Genomic DNA, 14913 nt, shown 5'->3' with positions numbered 1-14913 from the left:
GGCGCATGGACTTCACTTTCAACGACGAACAGCAGCAATTTGCCGATGCGCTGCGCCGCTATCTCGAGAAGAACTACGGCTTCGAAGCACGCCAGGCGATCGTGCGCTCGGAGGCGGGCGTATCGGCCGATCATTGGGCCGCGTTCACCGAGTTGGGGCTGACCGCGTTGCCGGTGCCGGAAGATCAAGGCGGTTTCAGCGGCGGCCCGATCGACATGCTCATGGTCATGCAGGAGCTCGGCCGCGCGCTCGTCGTCGAGCCGTATTGGGCGACCGCGGTCGGCATCGAAGCGCTGCGGCTCGCCGGCACCGGCGACGGCGAAGATGCCGCGCTGCTCGAACGGGCGGCCCGGGGCGAAGGCAAACTGGCCGTGGCGTTTCATGAGCCGCATGCCCGCTACGATCTGTTCGACGTCGCGACGAACGCGAGCCGGCAGGGCGCGCAGCACATGCTGAGCGGCAGCAAATCTGTCGTGCTGCACGGCGCGCAGGCGGACCACTGGATCGTGCCGGCGCGCCTCGATGGCGAGATCGCACTCTTCGTCGTCGCCCGCGACGCGGCCGGCGTTACGCTCACCGAGTACCGCACGATCGACGGTCAACGCGCCGCAACGCTCGAATTCAACGGCACGCCCGCGCGCCGGCTCGCCGGCGAACATGCGGGGGCGGCAACGCTCGAGCAGATCGCCGACTACGGCACCCTGCTGCTGTGCGCGGAAGCGATCGGCGCGCTCGACGCGCTCAATCACGCCACCGTCGAATACACGAAAACGCGCCAGCAGTTCGGTCAGCCGATCGCGCGTTTCCAGGCGCTGCAGCACCGCATGGTCGAGATGCTGATCCACGCGGAGCAGGCGCGCTCGATCACGTATCTCGCAGCGATGCGCTACGCGAGCGAAGACGCGAACGAGCGCCGTCGCGCGATCTCCGCGGCCAAGGTTCGGGTCGGCCAGGCCGCGCGTTTCGTCGGTCAACAGGCGGTGCAGTTGCACGGCGGCATGGGCGTCACGAATGAAGTGGCGGCCGCGCATCTGTTCAAGCGCCTCGCGATCATCGAGACCACGCTCGGCGACGTAGATCATCATCTCGCGCGATTTGCCGCGCTGCCCGGATTTGCAGTCGCCGAAGTCTGATCGGGGCGTTCCATCGAACAAAGGAGATGCACTGATGAAAATCAGTTTCGAAGACATGGAAGTGGGCGCGAGCCACGAAATCGGCAAGCACACGTTCACGCGCGAGGAGATTGTCGAGTTCGCGCAGAAGTTCGATCCGCAGCCGTTTCATCTCGACGAAGCCGCCGCGGCCGAATCGCCGTTCCGCGGCCTCGTCGCGAGCGGCTGGCACACGTGCTCGGTGATGATGGGCATGCTCGTGCGCAAGGTGCTGGCGGATTCGACGTCGATGGGTTCGCCCGGGATCGACGAGATTCGCTGGTTGAAGCCGGTGCGAGTCGGCGACACGATCACGATAATGAACGTCATCGTCGACAAGCGCGTGTCGCAGAGCAAGCCCGATCGCGGCATCGTGTCGACGCGCTGGGAGGGCATCAATCAGCACGGCGACACGGTGATCACGGTGCGCTCGAACGGCATGTTCGGTCTGCGCAATCCGGGAGCGGCGGCATGACGGTGAGCGCGGCGACGATCTCCGCCTTCGACAGTGCGGACGCTCTGCGCGCACTCGTCGGCACGCAGTCGCTCGTCAGTGAATGGCTGAGCGTCGATCAGGACAGAGTCAACCGTTTCGCCGAGGCGACCGGCGATCATCAGTGGATTCACATCGATCCGGAGCGGGCCATACGCGAGTCGCCGTTTGGCGGGCCGATTGCGCATGGGTTTCTGACGTTGTCGCTAATTCCGGCGTTGCTCGGTAAGACCCTGAGAATCGAGCAGCGCATGGGCGTCAACTACGGCTTGAACCGCGTACGTTTCATGTCGCCGGTACTCGTGGGGTCATCGCTGCGCGCGAAGTTCGCCGTCGAGTCGGTGACCGACGTAGACAACAACGGCGTGCAGGTCGCGTGGAACGTGACGCTGGAGCGTCAGGGCGGCGATCGACCGGTGTGCGTCGCGGAGTTCATCACACGGCATTACTTCTAGCGTTTGCCCTTCGCAGATGCAATGAAAAAGCGCGAGTCGGCAGACATGCCGCTCGCGCTTTGTGTTGCGTCCAGCCGCGTCAGCCAGACGGCCTGCAACTAGTGTTTCGCGTACTGTGTCGCGCCAAACAGAATCTCTTTCGCCTTGTCGTCCATCAGCGGCACGCGCGCGGATGCGAGCACGTCGACGCCGCGCACTACTGCCGGCCGCGCGGCGATCTCTTCATGCCAGCGCTTCACGTTCGGCAACGAATCGAGGTCGACGCCCTGATTTTTCCACGAGCGGGTCCACGGAAACGCGGCGATGTCCGCGATCGTATAGTCGTTGCCCGCGAGGTAACGCGTCTTGCCGAGTTGCGTGTCCATCACGCCGTACAGGCGTCGCGCTTCGTTGGTGTAGCGATTGACCGCGTATTCGATCTGCTCGGGTGCATACACGCGGAAGTGATGCGTTTGGCCGAGCATCGGACCCAGGCCGCCCATCTGGAACATCAGCCATTGCAGTGCCGCGTAGCGCGCGGCCGGGTCGGTCGGTAGAAACTTACCGGTTTTCTCGGCCAGATAAATCAGGATCGCACCCGATTCGAATAGCGCGAACGGCCGTCCGTCGGCGCCTTTCGGACCTTCGGAATCGACCAGCGCGGGAATCTTGTTGTTGGGACTGATGGCAAGAAATTCGGGCTTGAACTGGTCACCTGCACCGATATTCACGGCATGCACGTTGTAGGGTAGGCCCGTCTCCTCGAGCATGATATGAACCTTGTGGCCGTTCGGGGTCGCCCAGCTATAGACATCGATCATCCTGGCTCCTTGTTCGTCAAAGCGGCGCCGCAAAGAGGGCGCCGCCGTTGTCGAAAATTAGAGCATAGATCGCGCGATGCTGCTTGCAGTGACCTCAACGGCGCACTCGCTTTGGGCCGAAGCACTCAAACGCGCGTGACCGGCATCTCCACGCGAGCCGCCGCGCCCGCATCCATATGACGCGCGAGTTCGAGCTTTGCGATCGCGTTGCGGTGCACTTCGTCGGGGCCGTCGGCGAAACGCAGCGTGCGCGCGGACGCGTACGCATACGCGAGCGGGAAATCGTCGCTGACGCCGCCGCCGCCGTGCGCCTGAATCGCCCAGTCGATCACCTGACACGCCATGTTCGGCGCGACCACCTTGATCATCGCGATCTCGCCGCGCGCGCCCTTGTTGCCGACGGTGTCCATCATGTACGCGGTCTTCAACGTAAGCAGACGCGCCTGCTCGATCATGCAGCGCGCTTCGGCGAGACGCTCCTGTGTGACGCCTTGCGACGCAACCGGCTTGCCGAACGCGACACGTTGCAGCGAGCGCTTCGCCATCAGTTCGAGCGCGCGTTCGGCGAGACCGATCAGGCGCATGCAGTGATGGATGCGCCCCGGGCCGAGACGGCCTTGCGCGATTTCGAAGCCGCGGCCTTCGCCGAGCAGCAGGTTGGTGGCGGGCACGCGCACATTGTCGAGTGTGATCTCCATGTGGCCGTGCGGCGCATCGTCGTAACCGAACACGGTGAGCGGACGATGCACGGTGATGCCGGTGGCGTCGGCGGGCACGAGGATCATCGACTGCTGCTGATGGCGCGGCGCGTCGGGATCGGTCTTGCCCATCACGATATAGATCGCGCAGCGTGGGTCGCCCGCACCCGACGACCACCACTTGTGGCCATTGATCACGTAATGGTCGCCATCGCGCACGATGCTGGTCTGGATGTTCGTCGCATCCGACGACGCGACCTCCGGCTCCGTCATCAGAAACGCCGAACGGATCTGACCTTGCAGCAGCGGTTCGAGCCATTCGCGCTTGTTGTCTTCGCTGCCGTAGCGCTCGATCGTCTCCATGTTGCCGGTGTCTGGCGCGTTGCAGTTGAACACTTCAGGCGCCCAAGGCACGCGGCCCATGATCTCGCACAGCGGCGCGTATTCGAGATTCGTCAGGCCGGCGCCGCGCTGCGATTGCGGCAGGAACAGATTCCACAGACCGGCATCGCGCGCCTTCTGCTTCAGTTGCTCGATCAGTTCGGTGGGCACCCATGCGTTGCCGTTCTGGCGATTGCGCGCGATCTCCGCATAGAAGGCCTGCTCGTTCGGGTAAATGTGCTCGTCGAAAAAGGCGAGCAGTTTTTCGCGCAACGCCTGGACCTTCGGGGTGTAATCGAAATTCATCTGGGACCTCGCGGGTAACGGACTGCGAATGATGGGGGAGCGGGGCGAGCCCTCGAGTCTAGCGAACCTTCTGCGCGTAATGCCAGGCCAGTTCGGCCATCGGCTTCGCGCGCCGGCCGGCGTCGAGCGCCTGCGCGCTCGACGCGGTACCGTCGACGGCGCGCTTCATGATTCCTTGCAGGATCGCGGCGATGCGGAACATGTTGTAGGCCAGATAGAAATTCCAGTCGCCACGAATCTCGAAGCCGGTGCGTTGGCAATAACGCTCCACGTAGCGTGCTTCATCGGGGATGCCGAGCGCGGCCCAATCGAGTCCCGCGATGCCGCGGAACTGCGTCGGGTCGACATGCCACGCCATGCAGTGATACGCGAAATCGGCGAGCGGATCGCCGAGCGTCGACAGTTCCCAGTCGAGCACCGCGAGCACGCGCGGCTCGTTGCGATCGAAGATCAGGTTGTCGAGCCGGTAGTCGCCGTGCACGACCGACACGCGCTCGTTCGTTTCGGCCGGCATATGCTGCGGCAGCCATTCGATCAGGCGATGCATCGCGTCGATCGGTTCGGTCTCGGACGCCAGATACTGCTTGCTCCAGCGGCCGATCTGGCGCGCGAAGTAATTGCCTGGCTTGCCGTAGTCGGCGAGGCCGGCGGCGGTGACGTCGACACTGTGCAACGCCGCGATCACGCGATTCATTTCGTCGTAGATCGCCGCGCGCTCGCTGGGCGTCATGCCGGGCAGCGATTGATCCCACAGCACGCGGCCGTCGACGAACTCCATCACGTAGAACGCGCGGCCGATCACGGTTTCGTCTTCGCACAGCGCGAGCATCCGTGCGACCGGCACGTCGGTGGCGGCGAGCGCGTGCATCACGCGATATTCGCGTTCTATCGCGTGCGCGGATGGCAGCAGTTTCGCGGTGGGTCCGGGCTTCGCGCGCATCACGTACGAGCGCGACGGCGTGATCAGCTTGAACGTGGGATTGGATTGTCCGCCCGCGAATTGCTCGAGCGTCAGCGGTCCCGCGAAGCCGTCGACATGGCCGGCCAGCCACGCGGCGAGCGCGTCGGTGTCGAAGCGTTGCCGCTCGTTGACCGGGCGGGTGCCCTCGAAAGCCGAGTAGTCCTGTTTGCCTGCGGGTTCGCCGGTCTGCGTGGCTTGCGCCATGTGTCTCCTCCAGTTCGGTGTCAGCTACGCTGGAATCGGATGAATTGTGCGTAGAGGATTTCCATCGTGGTGTTGCGAACGTCGCGATGCAGCGGCGACGGCGGTGAATAGTTGAGCATGCGCAGCACCCAGTCGCGCGGCGCGGCGCCGACGTCGAGCGCATTGATGCAGCCGGTCGCCTGCGACAGATGGCCGAAGAAGGTGCGGCCACCCGCCGTCAGCGCGTGCGACAGGATCGCGCGATTGACGCCGCCGTGCAGCACCAGCAGCACGGTGTCCCACGAGGTGTCTTCGCGCAGCGCCGCGATGGCCGGCAGCACGCGATCGAACAGCTCGCCGATCGTTTCGCCGTCGAGAAAGCGCATGCTCTCCGGCACGATGCCGTCGAACACGCCGAGAAACGCCGCCTCGATATCGCTCGGCGGAATGCTGCCGAGCCGCCCGCCGCGAATCTCCTGCAATGCGGGGTCGATCTCGGGTTCGATCTGCTGACCCGTTTCGGCGAGCACGCGCCGCGCGGTTTCGATCGTGCGCGGCAAGCCGCTGACGATCACGCGGTCGAAGCGCACCTGCTGCTCGGCGAACACACGGCCGGCCGCGCTCGCCTGCTCGCGGCCGTTCGCGTTCAGCGGCACGGTTTCGGGATCGATCGCGCGGCCGGAGTCGTCGAAGTAGGTGACGTCGCCGTGACGCATCAGGAAAACGCGGCGCCGTTTCGGCAATTGATAGTCGGGCATGTCGGGCGGCTCTCTCGTCGCTTATTTGTAAATCGGCGCGCGCTTTTCGAGGAACGCGCTGATGCCTTCGAGACCGTCGCGATGATGCAGCGACGCGACGAAGTTATCGCGCTCGGCGACCAGGTGATCCGCGAGCGGCTGCGTGCCGGCCGCGGCGATCAGCCCTTTGATGCGCGCGACCGAATTGGGCGAGATCGCGCCGAGCTCATCGGCCCATGCGAGCGCGTTATCGAGCGCGGCGCCGGCTTTGGTGAGCCGGTTGACGACGCCGAGTTCGTGCAGACGCGTGGCGCCGATCGGCTTGGCTTCGATCAGTACCTCGGTGGCCAGCTGACGCGGCAGCGACTGCGCGAGGAACCACGAGCCGCCGCCGTCGGGCGTCAAGCCGACGCGCGCGTAGGACATCGCGAACTTCGCGTTGTCCGCGGCGACGATCAGATCACAGGCGAGCGCGAGCGAAAACCCCGCGCCGGCCGCCGCGCCTTCCACCGCGGCAATCACCGGCTTCGACGACAGCCGCAGCGCCGAAATCCATTGCGCGAGCATGTCGATGCTATCGGCCTGCACGGACGGATCTTTCGCGCGATTTTCGAGCAGCCGGTTCAGGTTGCCGCCCGCGCAGAAGAAGTCGTCGGCGCCGGTGATCACGACGGCGCGAATCGACGGATCGCGCTCGACGGTATCGAATGCCTCGATGCCGGCTGCGTACATATCCGGATGCAGCGCGTTGCGCGCACCGGGGTTCGAGAGCGTGAGGACCAGCGTGGATTCGCTGCTGGCGGGGCGTGAAGCGAGCAGGGCGGCGCTCATGATGGGGTCTCCGTTCGAATGTCGGCGGCGTCTCGCTGGGTGAGCGAGAGGCCGAGTTGCGCGCGTCTTGCGAGCCACGGCGACGGCCGATAGCGCGGTTCGCCGAGCACGCTGTGCATGTTGCGCAGGATCGTGAGAATGGTGGTGGCGCCGAGTGCATCGCCGAGCGCGAGCGGTCCGCGCGGATAGCCGAGACCGAGCATCACGGCGAGGTCGATGTCCTCTGGCGTTGCAATCTGTTTTTGCGCGATGTCGCAGCCGATGTTGACGATCGTCGCGACCACCCGCTGCGCGACGAAGCCGGTCGAATCGCGGATCACTGTGACGGGGATGCCGTCGGCGGCGAACAGCGCATGCGCGCTATCGCGCGCGGCGCGTGTCGTGGCGGGCGTGGTCATCAGCGTGCGGCGTTGCGCGCCGACGAGCGGGAACAGCGCGTCGACGGCGACCACGCGGCTCGCGTCGAGCGCTTCGTCGACCGCGGCCGTGGTCGCGTCGTGGCCGAACGGCGTGACGACGATCAGTGAACCGGCCGCAGGCGTCGCGCCTTCGTCGAGCTTCACGCCCGCTTTGCCGACCAGTTGCACGACGGCCTGATACGCGCCGCGATAGCGCTGGCTGACCCACACGCTTTGCGGCAGCGTGGCCGGCGCGGGTGCTTCGGCGGGAACCTGTTGTTGGCCGTCCACGTAGCGATAAAAACCTTCGCCGCTCTTGCGGCCGAGCAGTCCGGCCGACAGCCGCGTGCCCGTAATCGGCGACGGCGTATAGCGCGGTTCTTCGTAGAACTGGTGATAGATCGACTCCATCACCGGATGCGACACGTCGAGCGCGGTCAGGTCCAGCAGCTCGAACGGTCCGAGGCGAAAGCCGGCCTGCTCGCGCATGATGCGGTCGATATCCGCAAAGCTCGCGACACCTTCGCTCGCCACGCGCAAACCCTCGGTATTCATGCCACGGCCCGCGTGATTGACGATGAAGCCGGGCATGTCCTTCGCGCGCACCGGCGTATGGCCCATGCGGCGCGCGAGATCCATCAGCGCGTCACCGGCCTCGGGGTCGCTGCGCAGGCCGTCGATGACTTCGACGACCTTCATCAGCGGCACCGGATTGAAGAAGTGATAGCCGACCACGCGCGACGGATCGGTGCAGCCCGCGGCAATCGCGGTGATCGACAGCGACGACGTATTCGACGCGAGGATGCAGCGGCCGCTGACCACGGTTTCGAGCTCGCGAAACAGGTCCTGCTTCATCTCGAGCTTTTCGACGATTGCCTCGACGATCAGATCGCAGCCGACCAGTTCGCTCACCGCCTGCACGCCGCTGACGTTGGCGAGCGCGGCGAGCGAGCGCGACTGCTCGAGCTTGCCTTTGGCCGTCAATGTGGCGAAAGTCTCCGCGAGATAGTCGCGCGCGGCGCCGACGGCGGCCGCGTTGGTGTCGTAGAGCCGCACACGCAGGCCAGCGAGCGCCGCGATCTGCGCGATCCCGCGGCCCATCGCGCCAGTGCCGACGATGCCGATGGTCTCGATGCTGAAATTGCGAGAGTTCATTGAGATGCCCGACTCCACGGTAATTTTAGAATAGCACGATCGTGCAGTTTCTTGGATGATTCGATGGAAAGCCGCTGCTTCAACCTCGACGCGCGGTCTCACACACCATGACATAAGGAGACACCCGATGATCAAACTGTGCGGTTTCGCACTTTCCAACTACTACAACAAGGTCAAGTTCGTGTTGCTCGAGCATGGCATCGAGTTCGAGGAGCATCTCGTGAAGCCGAGCCAGGACGAAGCGCTGTTGGAGCATTCGCCGCTCGGCAAGGTGCCATATCTGCAGACCGAGCACGGCGATCTGTGCGAGTCGCAGTGCATCGTCGAATACCTGGCCGCGCGTTTTCCCGACAAGCGAATCTTCTCCGCCGATCCGTGGCAGGCCGCCAAGGAGCGCGAAATGATCTTCTTCGTCGATGTGCATCTCGAACTGACGGTGCGCAATCTGTACAAGGAAGCATTTTTCGGCGGCACGGTCAGCGACGCGACGAAAGGGCGCGTCGAGAAGCTGCTCACGCATCACATCGCGGGCTTCAGGCGGATCGCGAAGTTCGCGCCGTATCTGTGCGGCGAGCAATTCAGCGTCGCGGATACCGCCGGTTACGTGAGCCTGCCGCTCGTCGGCATGGCGACGCGGACGATTTACGGCCGCGATTTTCTGCTCGAAGCGGGGATCGACTGGAAGAGCTACGTGAAGACGATCAACGCGCGGCCGGCTGCGCAGCGCGTGAGCGAGGATCGCAAGGCCTGTGTCGCGGCGTCGCGTGCGTCCTGAGGGTATGACCGCGATGTCGTGAAGCGCGCATGGGTGCCAAGGACACACCCATGCCGCAGAGCGCGATGGCAAGGAACGCAGGTTCGTTCGTGGCATCGCGCAAGACATCCTAGAGCCGCGTGAGCCGTTCGAGCGCGGTAGCGAGCGTGCCTTCCTGCTTGGCGAAGCAGAAGCGCACGACGCCCGATTCGTGAGCCTCGTGATAGAACGCCGAGACCGGAATCGCCGCGACGCCGATCTCGCCGGTCAGCCATTGCGCGAATTCGGCTTCAGGCAGGTCACTGATCGCCGAATAGTCGACGCACTGAAAATACGTGCCCGTGCACGGCAGCAACCGGAAGCGCGAATTCGTGAGGCCAGCGCGGAAGAAGTCGCGCTTGCGCTGATAGAACGCCGGTAGCTCGACATACGGCGCCGGGTCCTTCATGTAATCCGCAAGGCCGATCTGCATCGGCGTGTTGACGGTGAATACGTTGAACTGGTGCACCTTGCGGAACTCGGCGGTCAGCGCGGCGGGCGCGGCCACATAGCCGACTTTCCAGCCGGTCACGTGGTAGGTCTTGCCGAAGCTCGACACGACGAAGCTGCGCTGCGCGAGTTCCGGATAACGGGCGACGCTTTCATGCGGCGCGCCGTCGTAGACCATGTGCTCGTACACCTCGTCGGACAAAATCAGCACGTTGGTGCCGCGCACGATCTCCTCGAGCTTGCGCATATCCTGTTCGCGCCACACCGTGCCGGTCGGATTGTGCGGCGTGTTGATCATGATGAGCCGCGTCTTCGGCGTGATCGCGGCGGCGAGCTTGTCGAACGGGATCGCGTAGTCGGGTGCGTCGAGCGTGACGAAGACCGGCTTGCCGCCAGCCAGTTCGATCGACGGCAGATAGCTGTCGTAGGTCGGTTCGATCACGATCACTTCGTCGCCCGCATGGACCGTGCAAAGAATCGCGGTCAGCAACGCCTGCGTGGCGCCCGCGGTCACGGTAATTTCGCTGTTCGCGTCGTAGCGGCGGCCGTACAGATTCGCGATCTTGTCCGAAATCGCCTGACGCAGCGGCAGTACGCCGGCCATCGGTGGATATTGGTTGTGGCCGTCGCGCATCGCGTTCGCGACCGCGTCGACGATGCGCGGATCGCAGGCGAAGTCGGGAAAGCCCTGACCCAGATTGACCGCGCCCTTTTCTGCGGCGAGCGCGCTCATCACGGTGAAAATCGTCGTGCCGACGTTCGGCAGGCGAGACGGAAACGTGGGGCTCGTGGGCGTGTCGTGCGGTGCGTTCATGGCGTCGTAGGTAGCGGGGCGATAAGGTGGGCCTGATCTGTCCGGGATTCTCGAACTGTCGTTGCGAAGGGCGAAGCCTGATTGTAGGGAATGGCGACACGCTGTGCGCGCTGCGGGTGTCACCTACGGGCGGCCGGATTCACGCGCTGACGGCCTCGCCCCCAGCATTCTGCACGATGCGGGCTTCCGCGGCGAACGGTGCCGGCTGTGCGATCCTGAAGCTGAAATCGCGCGCGATGCGTTTCGCGAGCTTCAACACCGCGCGGTCTTTCGACACGAGCCAGTCGGCCCCTGCCGCATGCGCGAGCTCGAGAAACTTCTGGTCGTCGCGATCCTTGCATTGGGGCAGCGGCCGGGCGTTATCGCTGGACCCGGTCGGCTCAGGCGGTTCGACCAGTTGCGCCAGCCGCGCGACGACCGCGAGCGCAGCCGCTTTGTCGACGTTGCGATGCGCGAACTGCGGATAGTCGAGCACGTAGGCGAGCTCGGCGAGGCAACGCGCGTCGATTAGCGCAATAAGCGCGCCGCTTTCGAGCGCGGCGGCGATCGGCCGCGTGTGCGGGTCGTCGAATACGAGAATATCGATCCACACATTGGAATCGAGTACGACGCGCAACGCGCCGCTTGAGGCGAGGGAACCGGGCATTCGTTACAATCGGGCTTTCGTCTTTGACCGCCAGGCACGGCGTGCCTGCAAGCCTCTATGATAATCGTTCTGTCGCCGGCGAAATCGCTCGACTACGACACCCCGCCGCACGTCAAAAAGCACACGATCCCCGATTTCGTCGATGACGCCGCCGAACTGATCAGCGGCCTGCGCCGTTTGTCGCCGCAACAGATCGCTTCGCTGATGAGCATTTCCGATCAGCTCGCGCACCTCAATTTCCAGCGTTACGCGGACTGGTCGCCGCAATTCGGCACGCACAACGCCAAGCAGGCGGTGCTCGCTTTCAATGGCGACGTGTATGAAGGTTTCGATGCGAAGTCGTTGTCGTCGACCGATCTCGACTATGCGCAGAATCATGTGCGCGTGCTGTCGGGCCTCTATGGCCTGCTGCGTCCGCTTGATCTGCTGCAGCCTTACCGGCTCGAAATGGGCACGCGCTTCGTCAATCCGCGCGGCAAGGATCTCTACGCGTTCTGGGGCGAGCGGATCACGCACGCGTTGAACGCGCAGTTGAAGAAGAATGCGGCCACCTCGCGCGTGCTGGTCAATTGCGCGTCGAGCGAATACTTCAAATCGGTCAAGCCGAAGCTGCTCGACGCGCCGGTGGTCACGCCGGTGTTCGAAGACTGGAAGGGCGGCCGCTACAAGATCATCAGCTTCCATGCAAAACGTGCGCGTGGCTTGATGGCGCGCTTCGCGGTGGAAAACCGCGTCGATCGTCCCGAGCAGCTGAAGGACTTCGACACCGAAGGCTACGCGTTCAGCGCTGAAGCTTCGAACGACTCCACTTTCGTATTTCGCCGCCGCGTTGCGGAATGAGCATGCCGCTGCGCTAACAAGACAGCGTGCAATCAGGCAGGGAAGACTCTGATGACCTTATCGATTACGAGCAATTTCGACGCAGGCGCAATCGATGTGCTGTCCTGCGAGGACGCCGGCCATATTCGCCTGCGCGTGCGGCCCGACAGCCACGCCGAGTTCGCGCAGTGGTTCTATTTCCGCCTGTCGGGCGCGGCGGGCGAGCGCTGCGTGATGAGCTTCGAGAACGCCGCCGCGTGCGCGTTCGCGGAGGGCTGGCGCGACTATCGGGCAGTCGCGAGCTATGACCGCGTGAACTGGTTTCGCGTGCCGACCTCGTACGACGGCCGCGTGCTGACGATCGACCATACGCCCGAATTCGACAGCATCTACTACGCGTACTTCGAACCGTACAGCGAGGAGCGTCATGCCGAGTTTCTCGGCGCCGTGCAGCAGATGCCGCACGCGTCGCTGACCGAGCTCGGCAAGACGGTCGAAGGGCGGCCGATTTCGCTGCTCACGCTCGGCACGCCGCCCGCGGACGATGCCGCCAACGCCGTGCCCAAAAAGAACATCTGGCTGATCGCGCGCCAGCATCCGGGCGAGACGATGGCCGAGTGGTTCATCGAGGGGTTGGTGAAGCGGCTCGTGGGCTGGGGAGACTGGGCGGGCGACCCGGTCGCGCGCAAGCTGTACGATCACGCGGTGTTCCACATCGTGCCGAACATGAATCCGGACGGCAGCGTGCGCGGCAATCTGCGCACCAACGCGGCCGGCGCGAACCTGAATCGCGAATGGATGGAGCCGGACGCCGCGCGCAGTCCCGAGGTGCTGGTGGTGCGCGACGCGATCCACGCGGCAGGCTGCGACCTGTTCTTCGATATTCACGGCGACGAAGCTTTGCCGTATGTGTTCGTCGCGGGCTCCGAAATGCTGCCGGGCTTTACCGAGCGGCAGGGGCGCGAGCAGAAGGCGTTCATCGAGGCGTTCAAGCACGCGAGTCCGGATTTTCAGGACAAGTATGGCTATGCGGCGAGCAAGTATCGAGAGGATGCGTTGAAGCTTGCGTCGAAGTACATTGGCAATCAATTCGGCTGTCTGTCGTTGACGTTGGAAATGCCGTTCAAGGACAACGCGAATCTGCCCGACGAGCGCGTGGGCTGGAACGGAGAGCGCAGCGCGTCGCTTGGCGCCGCAATGTTGCAGGCGATTCTGCGTCATGTGGAGACGTTCGCCTGAAGCAGCGGACGGCTGGACAAAAAAACGAGACACGCACGGGAAAAGTGCGTGCCTCGTTTTTTATTGGGGCGACTGATCGGACGGTGGCGCGACTCGATCAGCGCCAGATGCAGTTAGCTCTTCTTCTTCGAGTTCTTGTTTGCCGATTTGCTCGACGTCGTGCGCGACGATTGGCCCGAGCCTGACTTCGACGACTTCTTCGGCGTCTTGCCGCCGACCGCGTGCTTGCCTTTGCCGCTTTTGTGCTTGCCCGATCCCTCGCTGCGCGCGCGGTTCGGCGGTACCGGGTCGTTCCAGCTGAACGCGAGCATTTGCGATCCCACGTAGCCGCAGCGGAATTTCAGATCGGCGGGCTCGCCCGAGTTGTTCTGGCGCACACCGACGCCTTCGACGGTGACGATGCTGTCCACCTTGACGCGCTGCTTGCCTTCGTCGAACGAGTCGTTCCACGGCGTGACGGAGGAGTGCGCGCTGTCGAACGAACTGGACGGAAATTCGACGTGGTCGAACGCGGTCGATGTGCTGGCGACGAAGTCGCCGTGGGCGGCGCAGTCCGCGACGAGCGGATCCGCGTGCATTTCGGTGATAAATCTTTTGACGAGGTCGTTGTGCTGTTCGAGCTGATCAGCGAATGCGGGAGCCGCCCAGATGAGCGAGAGACTCGCTGCGCAGGCTGCCACCCGGCCGATCACCCGCAGCAACCGGCTCGGTACATTGGTGCGATCCATCTAGTTCTTTAGACGCAAATGGGAGATGAGGCAAATAAGATGCCCCGCGCAAGGGTTGAGTTCAATGTTGCAGCAAATATTCTGTCTTGTCCTGATGGGCGCGCCCGGAAAGTCTCCAGCGAAGAGGCGCTGATTATCACAGATCCGCCGCACGCGACGCCAAAGCGCGCATTCTCAGGTGCGCGGGCCGCCCAGACGATAGCGCCGGACGTCGTAGGTGGTAACCCACGCCGGACGGTAGACCGCGATCAGCGCGGTCGCCATGCCGGTGAACCATGCTTCGCCGGTGGCGAGCAGCAGCACGCTGAGCGCGTAGCCGACTGGCACCACGGTCATCGAGCCGCCGGACACTGCGATATGGATGCCGAGCGCAGCCGCGGCGGTGAAGGACACGGCGATGGCGGGCGAAACGAAGCCCTGGCCGAAGATGAACATGAAAAGGTTGCGCGGGAGCCACGCGGTGCAGAGGCGCTGGAGCAAGGTGGAGACGGCGACGGGCAGGGCGCCGTACACGAGGAACGTCAGCGCAATGCCTTGCCACGGTGCATCGAAGACGACGGCGGCGAGGCCCGTGACCAGTGCCATCGCGATCAGGGCGAGCCCCCAGTCGAATAGCGTGACGACGAGTGTGGCGCCGAGCAGGTGCATCACGGTGCCGTCGTCCAGCCAGGCGTTGCTCGCCCACAGCACAGACACCGCGACGATTATCGCGAGCCAGACATGCTGGAGCGTGCCGTCCTGAAGTCTTTTGAAAGGATTTTTCCACAGCGCGAGCGCGATCACCATCGCGGTGGCAGTCCAGCCACCGACAGCGACCCAGAACGGAAGCGGTGTGTAGAGGAAACCCATGTGTCTCATATTACTCGTTGGACGAC

The 14913-nt window shown here is 64.1% G+C and carries 16 protein-coding genes; 6 read left to right on the top strand and 10 right to left on the bottom strand.

Going from position 1 to position 14913, the window contains the following annotated elements; genetic code table 11:
- The first annotated feature begins 5 nt into the window (after positions 1-5).
- Genes QFZ94_RS25350 through QFZ94_RS25340 form a run of 3 tightly spaced genes read left to right on the top strand, consistent with a single transcriptional unit; the run spans position 6 to position 2099 of the window.
- Positions 6-1133, top strand: coding sequence for an acyl-CoA dehydrogenase family protein (locus tag QFZ94_RS25350; protein WP_429460379.1), 1128 nt, complete (start codon positions 6-8; stop codon positions 1131-1133).
- Positions 1134-1167: 34 nt separating this feature from the next.
- Positions 1168-1626: a MaoC family dehydratase gene (locus QFZ94_RS25345; RefSeq protein WP_429460377.1), complete on the top strand. Its 459-nt coding sequence runs from the start codon at positions 1168-1170 to the stop codon at positions 1624-1626.
- A complete protein-coding gene (locus QFZ94_RS25340) occupies positions 1623-2099 on the top strand; it encodes a MaoC family dehydratase (protein WP_429460375.1) in 477 nt (158 codons plus the stop codon). Before QFZ94_RS25345 ends, QFZ94_RS25340 begins: the two co-directional genes overlap by 4 nt.
- Before the next feature lie 98 nt (positions 2100-2197).
- On the opposite strand, the gene QFZ94_RS25335 is transcribed toward QFZ94_RS25340, so the two are convergent.
- From QFZ94_RS25335 to QFZ94_RS25310, 6 genes are all read right to left on the bottom strand, one after another.
- Complete coding sequence (locus QFZ94_RS25335; RefSeq protein WP_429460373.1) at positions 2198-2899, bottom strand: glutathione binding-like protein; 702 nt, start codon at positions 2897-2899, stop codon at positions 2198-2200.
- 125 nt (positions 2900-3024) lie between these two features.
- A complete protein-coding gene (locus tag QFZ94_RS25330) occupies positions 3025-4284 on the bottom strand; it encodes an acyl-CoA dehydrogenase family protein (protein WP_368587053.1) in 1260 nt (419 codons plus the stop codon).
- A 58-nt stretch (positions 4285-4342) separates the two neighbouring features.
- Positions 4343-5449, bottom strand: a complete 1107-nt coding sequence (locus QFZ94_RS25325; RefSeq protein WP_410850515.1) for a phosphotransferase — start codon at positions 5447-5449, stop codon at positions 4343-4345.
- Between the two features lie 20 nt (positions 5450-5469).
- Entirely contained in the window at positions 5470-6186 is a 717-nt protein-coding gene (locus QFZ94_RS25320) for a histidine phosphatase family protein (RefSeq protein ID WP_368587055.1), read from the bottom strand.
- Between the two features lie 21 nt (positions 6187-6207).
- On the bottom strand, positions 6208-6996 hold the full coding sequence (locus QFZ94_RS25315) for an oxepin-CoA hydrolase, alternative type (protein WP_429460370.1): 789 nt from the start codon (positions 6994-6996) through the stop codon (positions 6208-6210).
- Complete coding sequence (locus QFZ94_RS25310) at positions 6993-8549, bottom strand: 3-hydroxyacyl-CoA dehydrogenase (protein WP_429460368.1); 1557 nt, start codon at positions 8547-8549, stop codon at positions 6993-6995. The genes QFZ94_RS25315 and QFZ94_RS25310 overlap by 4 nt, the downstream gene beginning before the upstream one ends.
- Positions 8550-8676: 127 nt before the next feature.
- Between QFZ94_RS25310 and QFZ94_RS25305 the strand changes: the two genes are divergently transcribed.
- On the top strand, positions 8677-9324 hold the full coding sequence (locus QFZ94_RS25305) for a glutathione S-transferase family protein (protein WP_429460366.1): 648 nt from the start codon (positions 8677-8679) through the stop codon (positions 9322-9324).
- Positions 9325-9433: 109 nt separating this feature from the next.
- Here QFZ94_RS25305 and QFZ94_RS25300 read toward each other — a convergent pair whose 3' ends face one another.
- Both QFZ94_RS25300 and QFZ94_RS25295 read right to left on the bottom strand, forming a co-directional pair.
- Entirely contained in the window at positions 9434-10606 is a 1173-nt protein-coding gene (locus QFZ94_RS25300; RefSeq protein WP_368587059.1) for a pyridoxal phosphate-dependent aminotransferase, read from the bottom strand.
- A 139-nt stretch (positions 10607-10745) separates the two neighbouring features.
- Entirely contained in the window at positions 10746-11252 is a 507-nt protein-coding gene (locus QFZ94_RS25295) for a putative toxin-antitoxin system toxin component, PIN family (RefSeq protein WP_429460364.1), read from the bottom strand.
- Between the two features lie 57 nt (positions 11253-11309).
- Between QFZ94_RS25295 and yaaA the strand changes: the two genes are divergently transcribed.
- Positions 11310-12092 carry a peroxide stress protein YaaA gene (gene yaaA / locus QFZ94_RS25290; protein ID WP_368587061.1) on the top strand — a complete coding sequence of 261 codons (783 nt, stop codon included), beginning with the start codon at positions 11310-11312 and terminating at the stop codon, positions 12090-12092.
- A 51-nt stretch (positions 12093-12143) separates the two neighbouring features.
- A complete protein-coding gene (locus QFZ94_RS25285) occupies positions 12144-13310 on the top strand; it encodes a M14 family metallopeptidase (protein ID WP_429460362.1) in 1167 nt (388 codons plus the stop codon).
- 113 nt (positions 13311-13423) lie between these two features.
- On the opposite strand, the gene QFZ94_RS25280 is transcribed toward QFZ94_RS25285, so the two are convergent.
- Positions 13424-14038 carry a BspC domain-containing protein gene (locus QFZ94_RS25280; RefSeq protein WP_429460360.1) on the bottom strand — a complete coding sequence of 205 codons (615 nt, stop codon included), beginning with the start codon at positions 14036-14038 and terminating at the stop codon, positions 13424-13426.
- A gap of 174 nt (positions 14039-14212) precedes the next feature.
- Positions 14213-14887, bottom strand: a complete 675-nt coding sequence (locus QFZ94_RS25275) for an energy-coupling factor ABC transporter permease (RefSeq protein ID WP_368587067.1) — start codon at positions 14885-14887, stop codon at positions 14213-14215.
- Positions 14888-14913 lie beyond the last annotated feature (26 nt).

Origin of the sequence: Paraburkholderia sp. JPY465 (genome assembly GCF_050436725.1) — a bacterium.
Lineage (GTDB): Bacteria > Pseudomonadota > Gammaproteobacteria > Burkholderiales > Burkholderiaceae > Paraburkholderia > Paraburkholderia youngii.
The sequence above is the reverse complement of the archived record's forward strand: the minus strand, read 5'-3'. Positions and strand labels throughout refer to the sequence as shown.

Excerpts from the sequence above, each read along its gene's own strand:
- QFZ94_RS25350 (WP_429460379.1), top strand. The coding sequence starts at position 6 with ATGGACTTCACTTTCAACGACGAACAGCAGCAATTTGCCGATGCGCTG.
- QFZ94_RS25345 (WP_429460377.1), top strand. The coding sequence starts at position 1,168 with ATGAAAATCAGTTTCGAAGACATGGAAGTGGGCGCGAGCCACGAAATC.
- QFZ94_RS25340 (WP_429460375.1), top strand. The coding sequence starts at position 1,623 with ATGACGGTGAGCGCGGCGACGATCTCCGCCTTCGACAGTGCGGACGCT.
- QFZ94_RS25335 (WP_429460373.1), bottom strand. The coding sequence starts at position 2,899 with ATGATCGATGTCTATAGCTGGGCGACCCCGAACGGCCACAAGGTTCAT.
- QFZ94_RS25330 (WP_368587053.1), bottom strand. The coding sequence starts at position 4,284 with ATGAATTTCGATTACACCCCGAAGGTCCAGGCGTTGCGCGAAAAACTG.
- QFZ94_RS25325 (WP_410850515.1), bottom strand. The coding sequence starts at position 5,449 with ATGGCGCAAGCCACGCAGACCGGCGAACCCGCAGGCAAACAGGACTAC.
- QFZ94_RS25320 (WP_368587055.1), bottom strand. The coding sequence starts at position 6,186 with ATGCCCGACTATCAATTGCCGAAACGGCGCCGCGTTTTCCTGATGCGT.
- QFZ94_RS25315 (WP_429460370.1), bottom strand. The coding sequence starts at position 6,996 with ATGAGCGCCGCCCTGCTCGCTTCACGCCCCGCCAGCAGCGAATCCACG.
- QFZ94_RS25310 (WP_429460368.1), bottom strand. The coding sequence starts at position 8,549 with ATGAACTCTCGCAATTTCAGCATCGAGACCATCGGCATCGTCGGCACT.
- QFZ94_RS25305 (WP_429460366.1), top strand. The coding sequence starts at position 8,677 with ATGATCAAACTGTGCGGTTTCGCACTTTCCAACTACTACAACAAGGTC.
- QFZ94_RS25300 (WP_368587059.1), bottom strand. The coding sequence starts at position 10,606 with ATGAACGCACCGCACGACACGCCCACGAGCCCCACGTTTCCGTCTCGC.
- QFZ94_RS25295 (WP_429460364.1), bottom strand. The coding sequence starts at position 11,252 with ATGCCCGGTTCCCTCGCCTCAAGCGGCGCGTTGCGCGTCGTACTCGAT.
- yaaA (WP_368587061.1), top strand. The coding sequence starts at position 11,310 with ATGATAATCGTTCTGTCGCCGGCGAAATCGCTCGACTACGACACCCCG.
- QFZ94_RS25285 (WP_429460362.1), top strand. The coding sequence starts at position 12,144 with ATGACCTTATCGATTACGAGCAATTTCGACGCAGGCGCAATCGATGTG.
- QFZ94_RS25280 (WP_429460360.1), bottom strand. The coding sequence starts at position 14,038 with ATGGATCGCACCAATGTACCGAGCCGGTTGCTGCGGGTGATCGGCCGG.
- QFZ94_RS25275 (WP_368587067.1), bottom strand. The coding sequence starts at position 14,887 with ATGGGTTTCCTCTACACACCGCTTCCGTTCTGGGTCGCTGTCGGTGGC.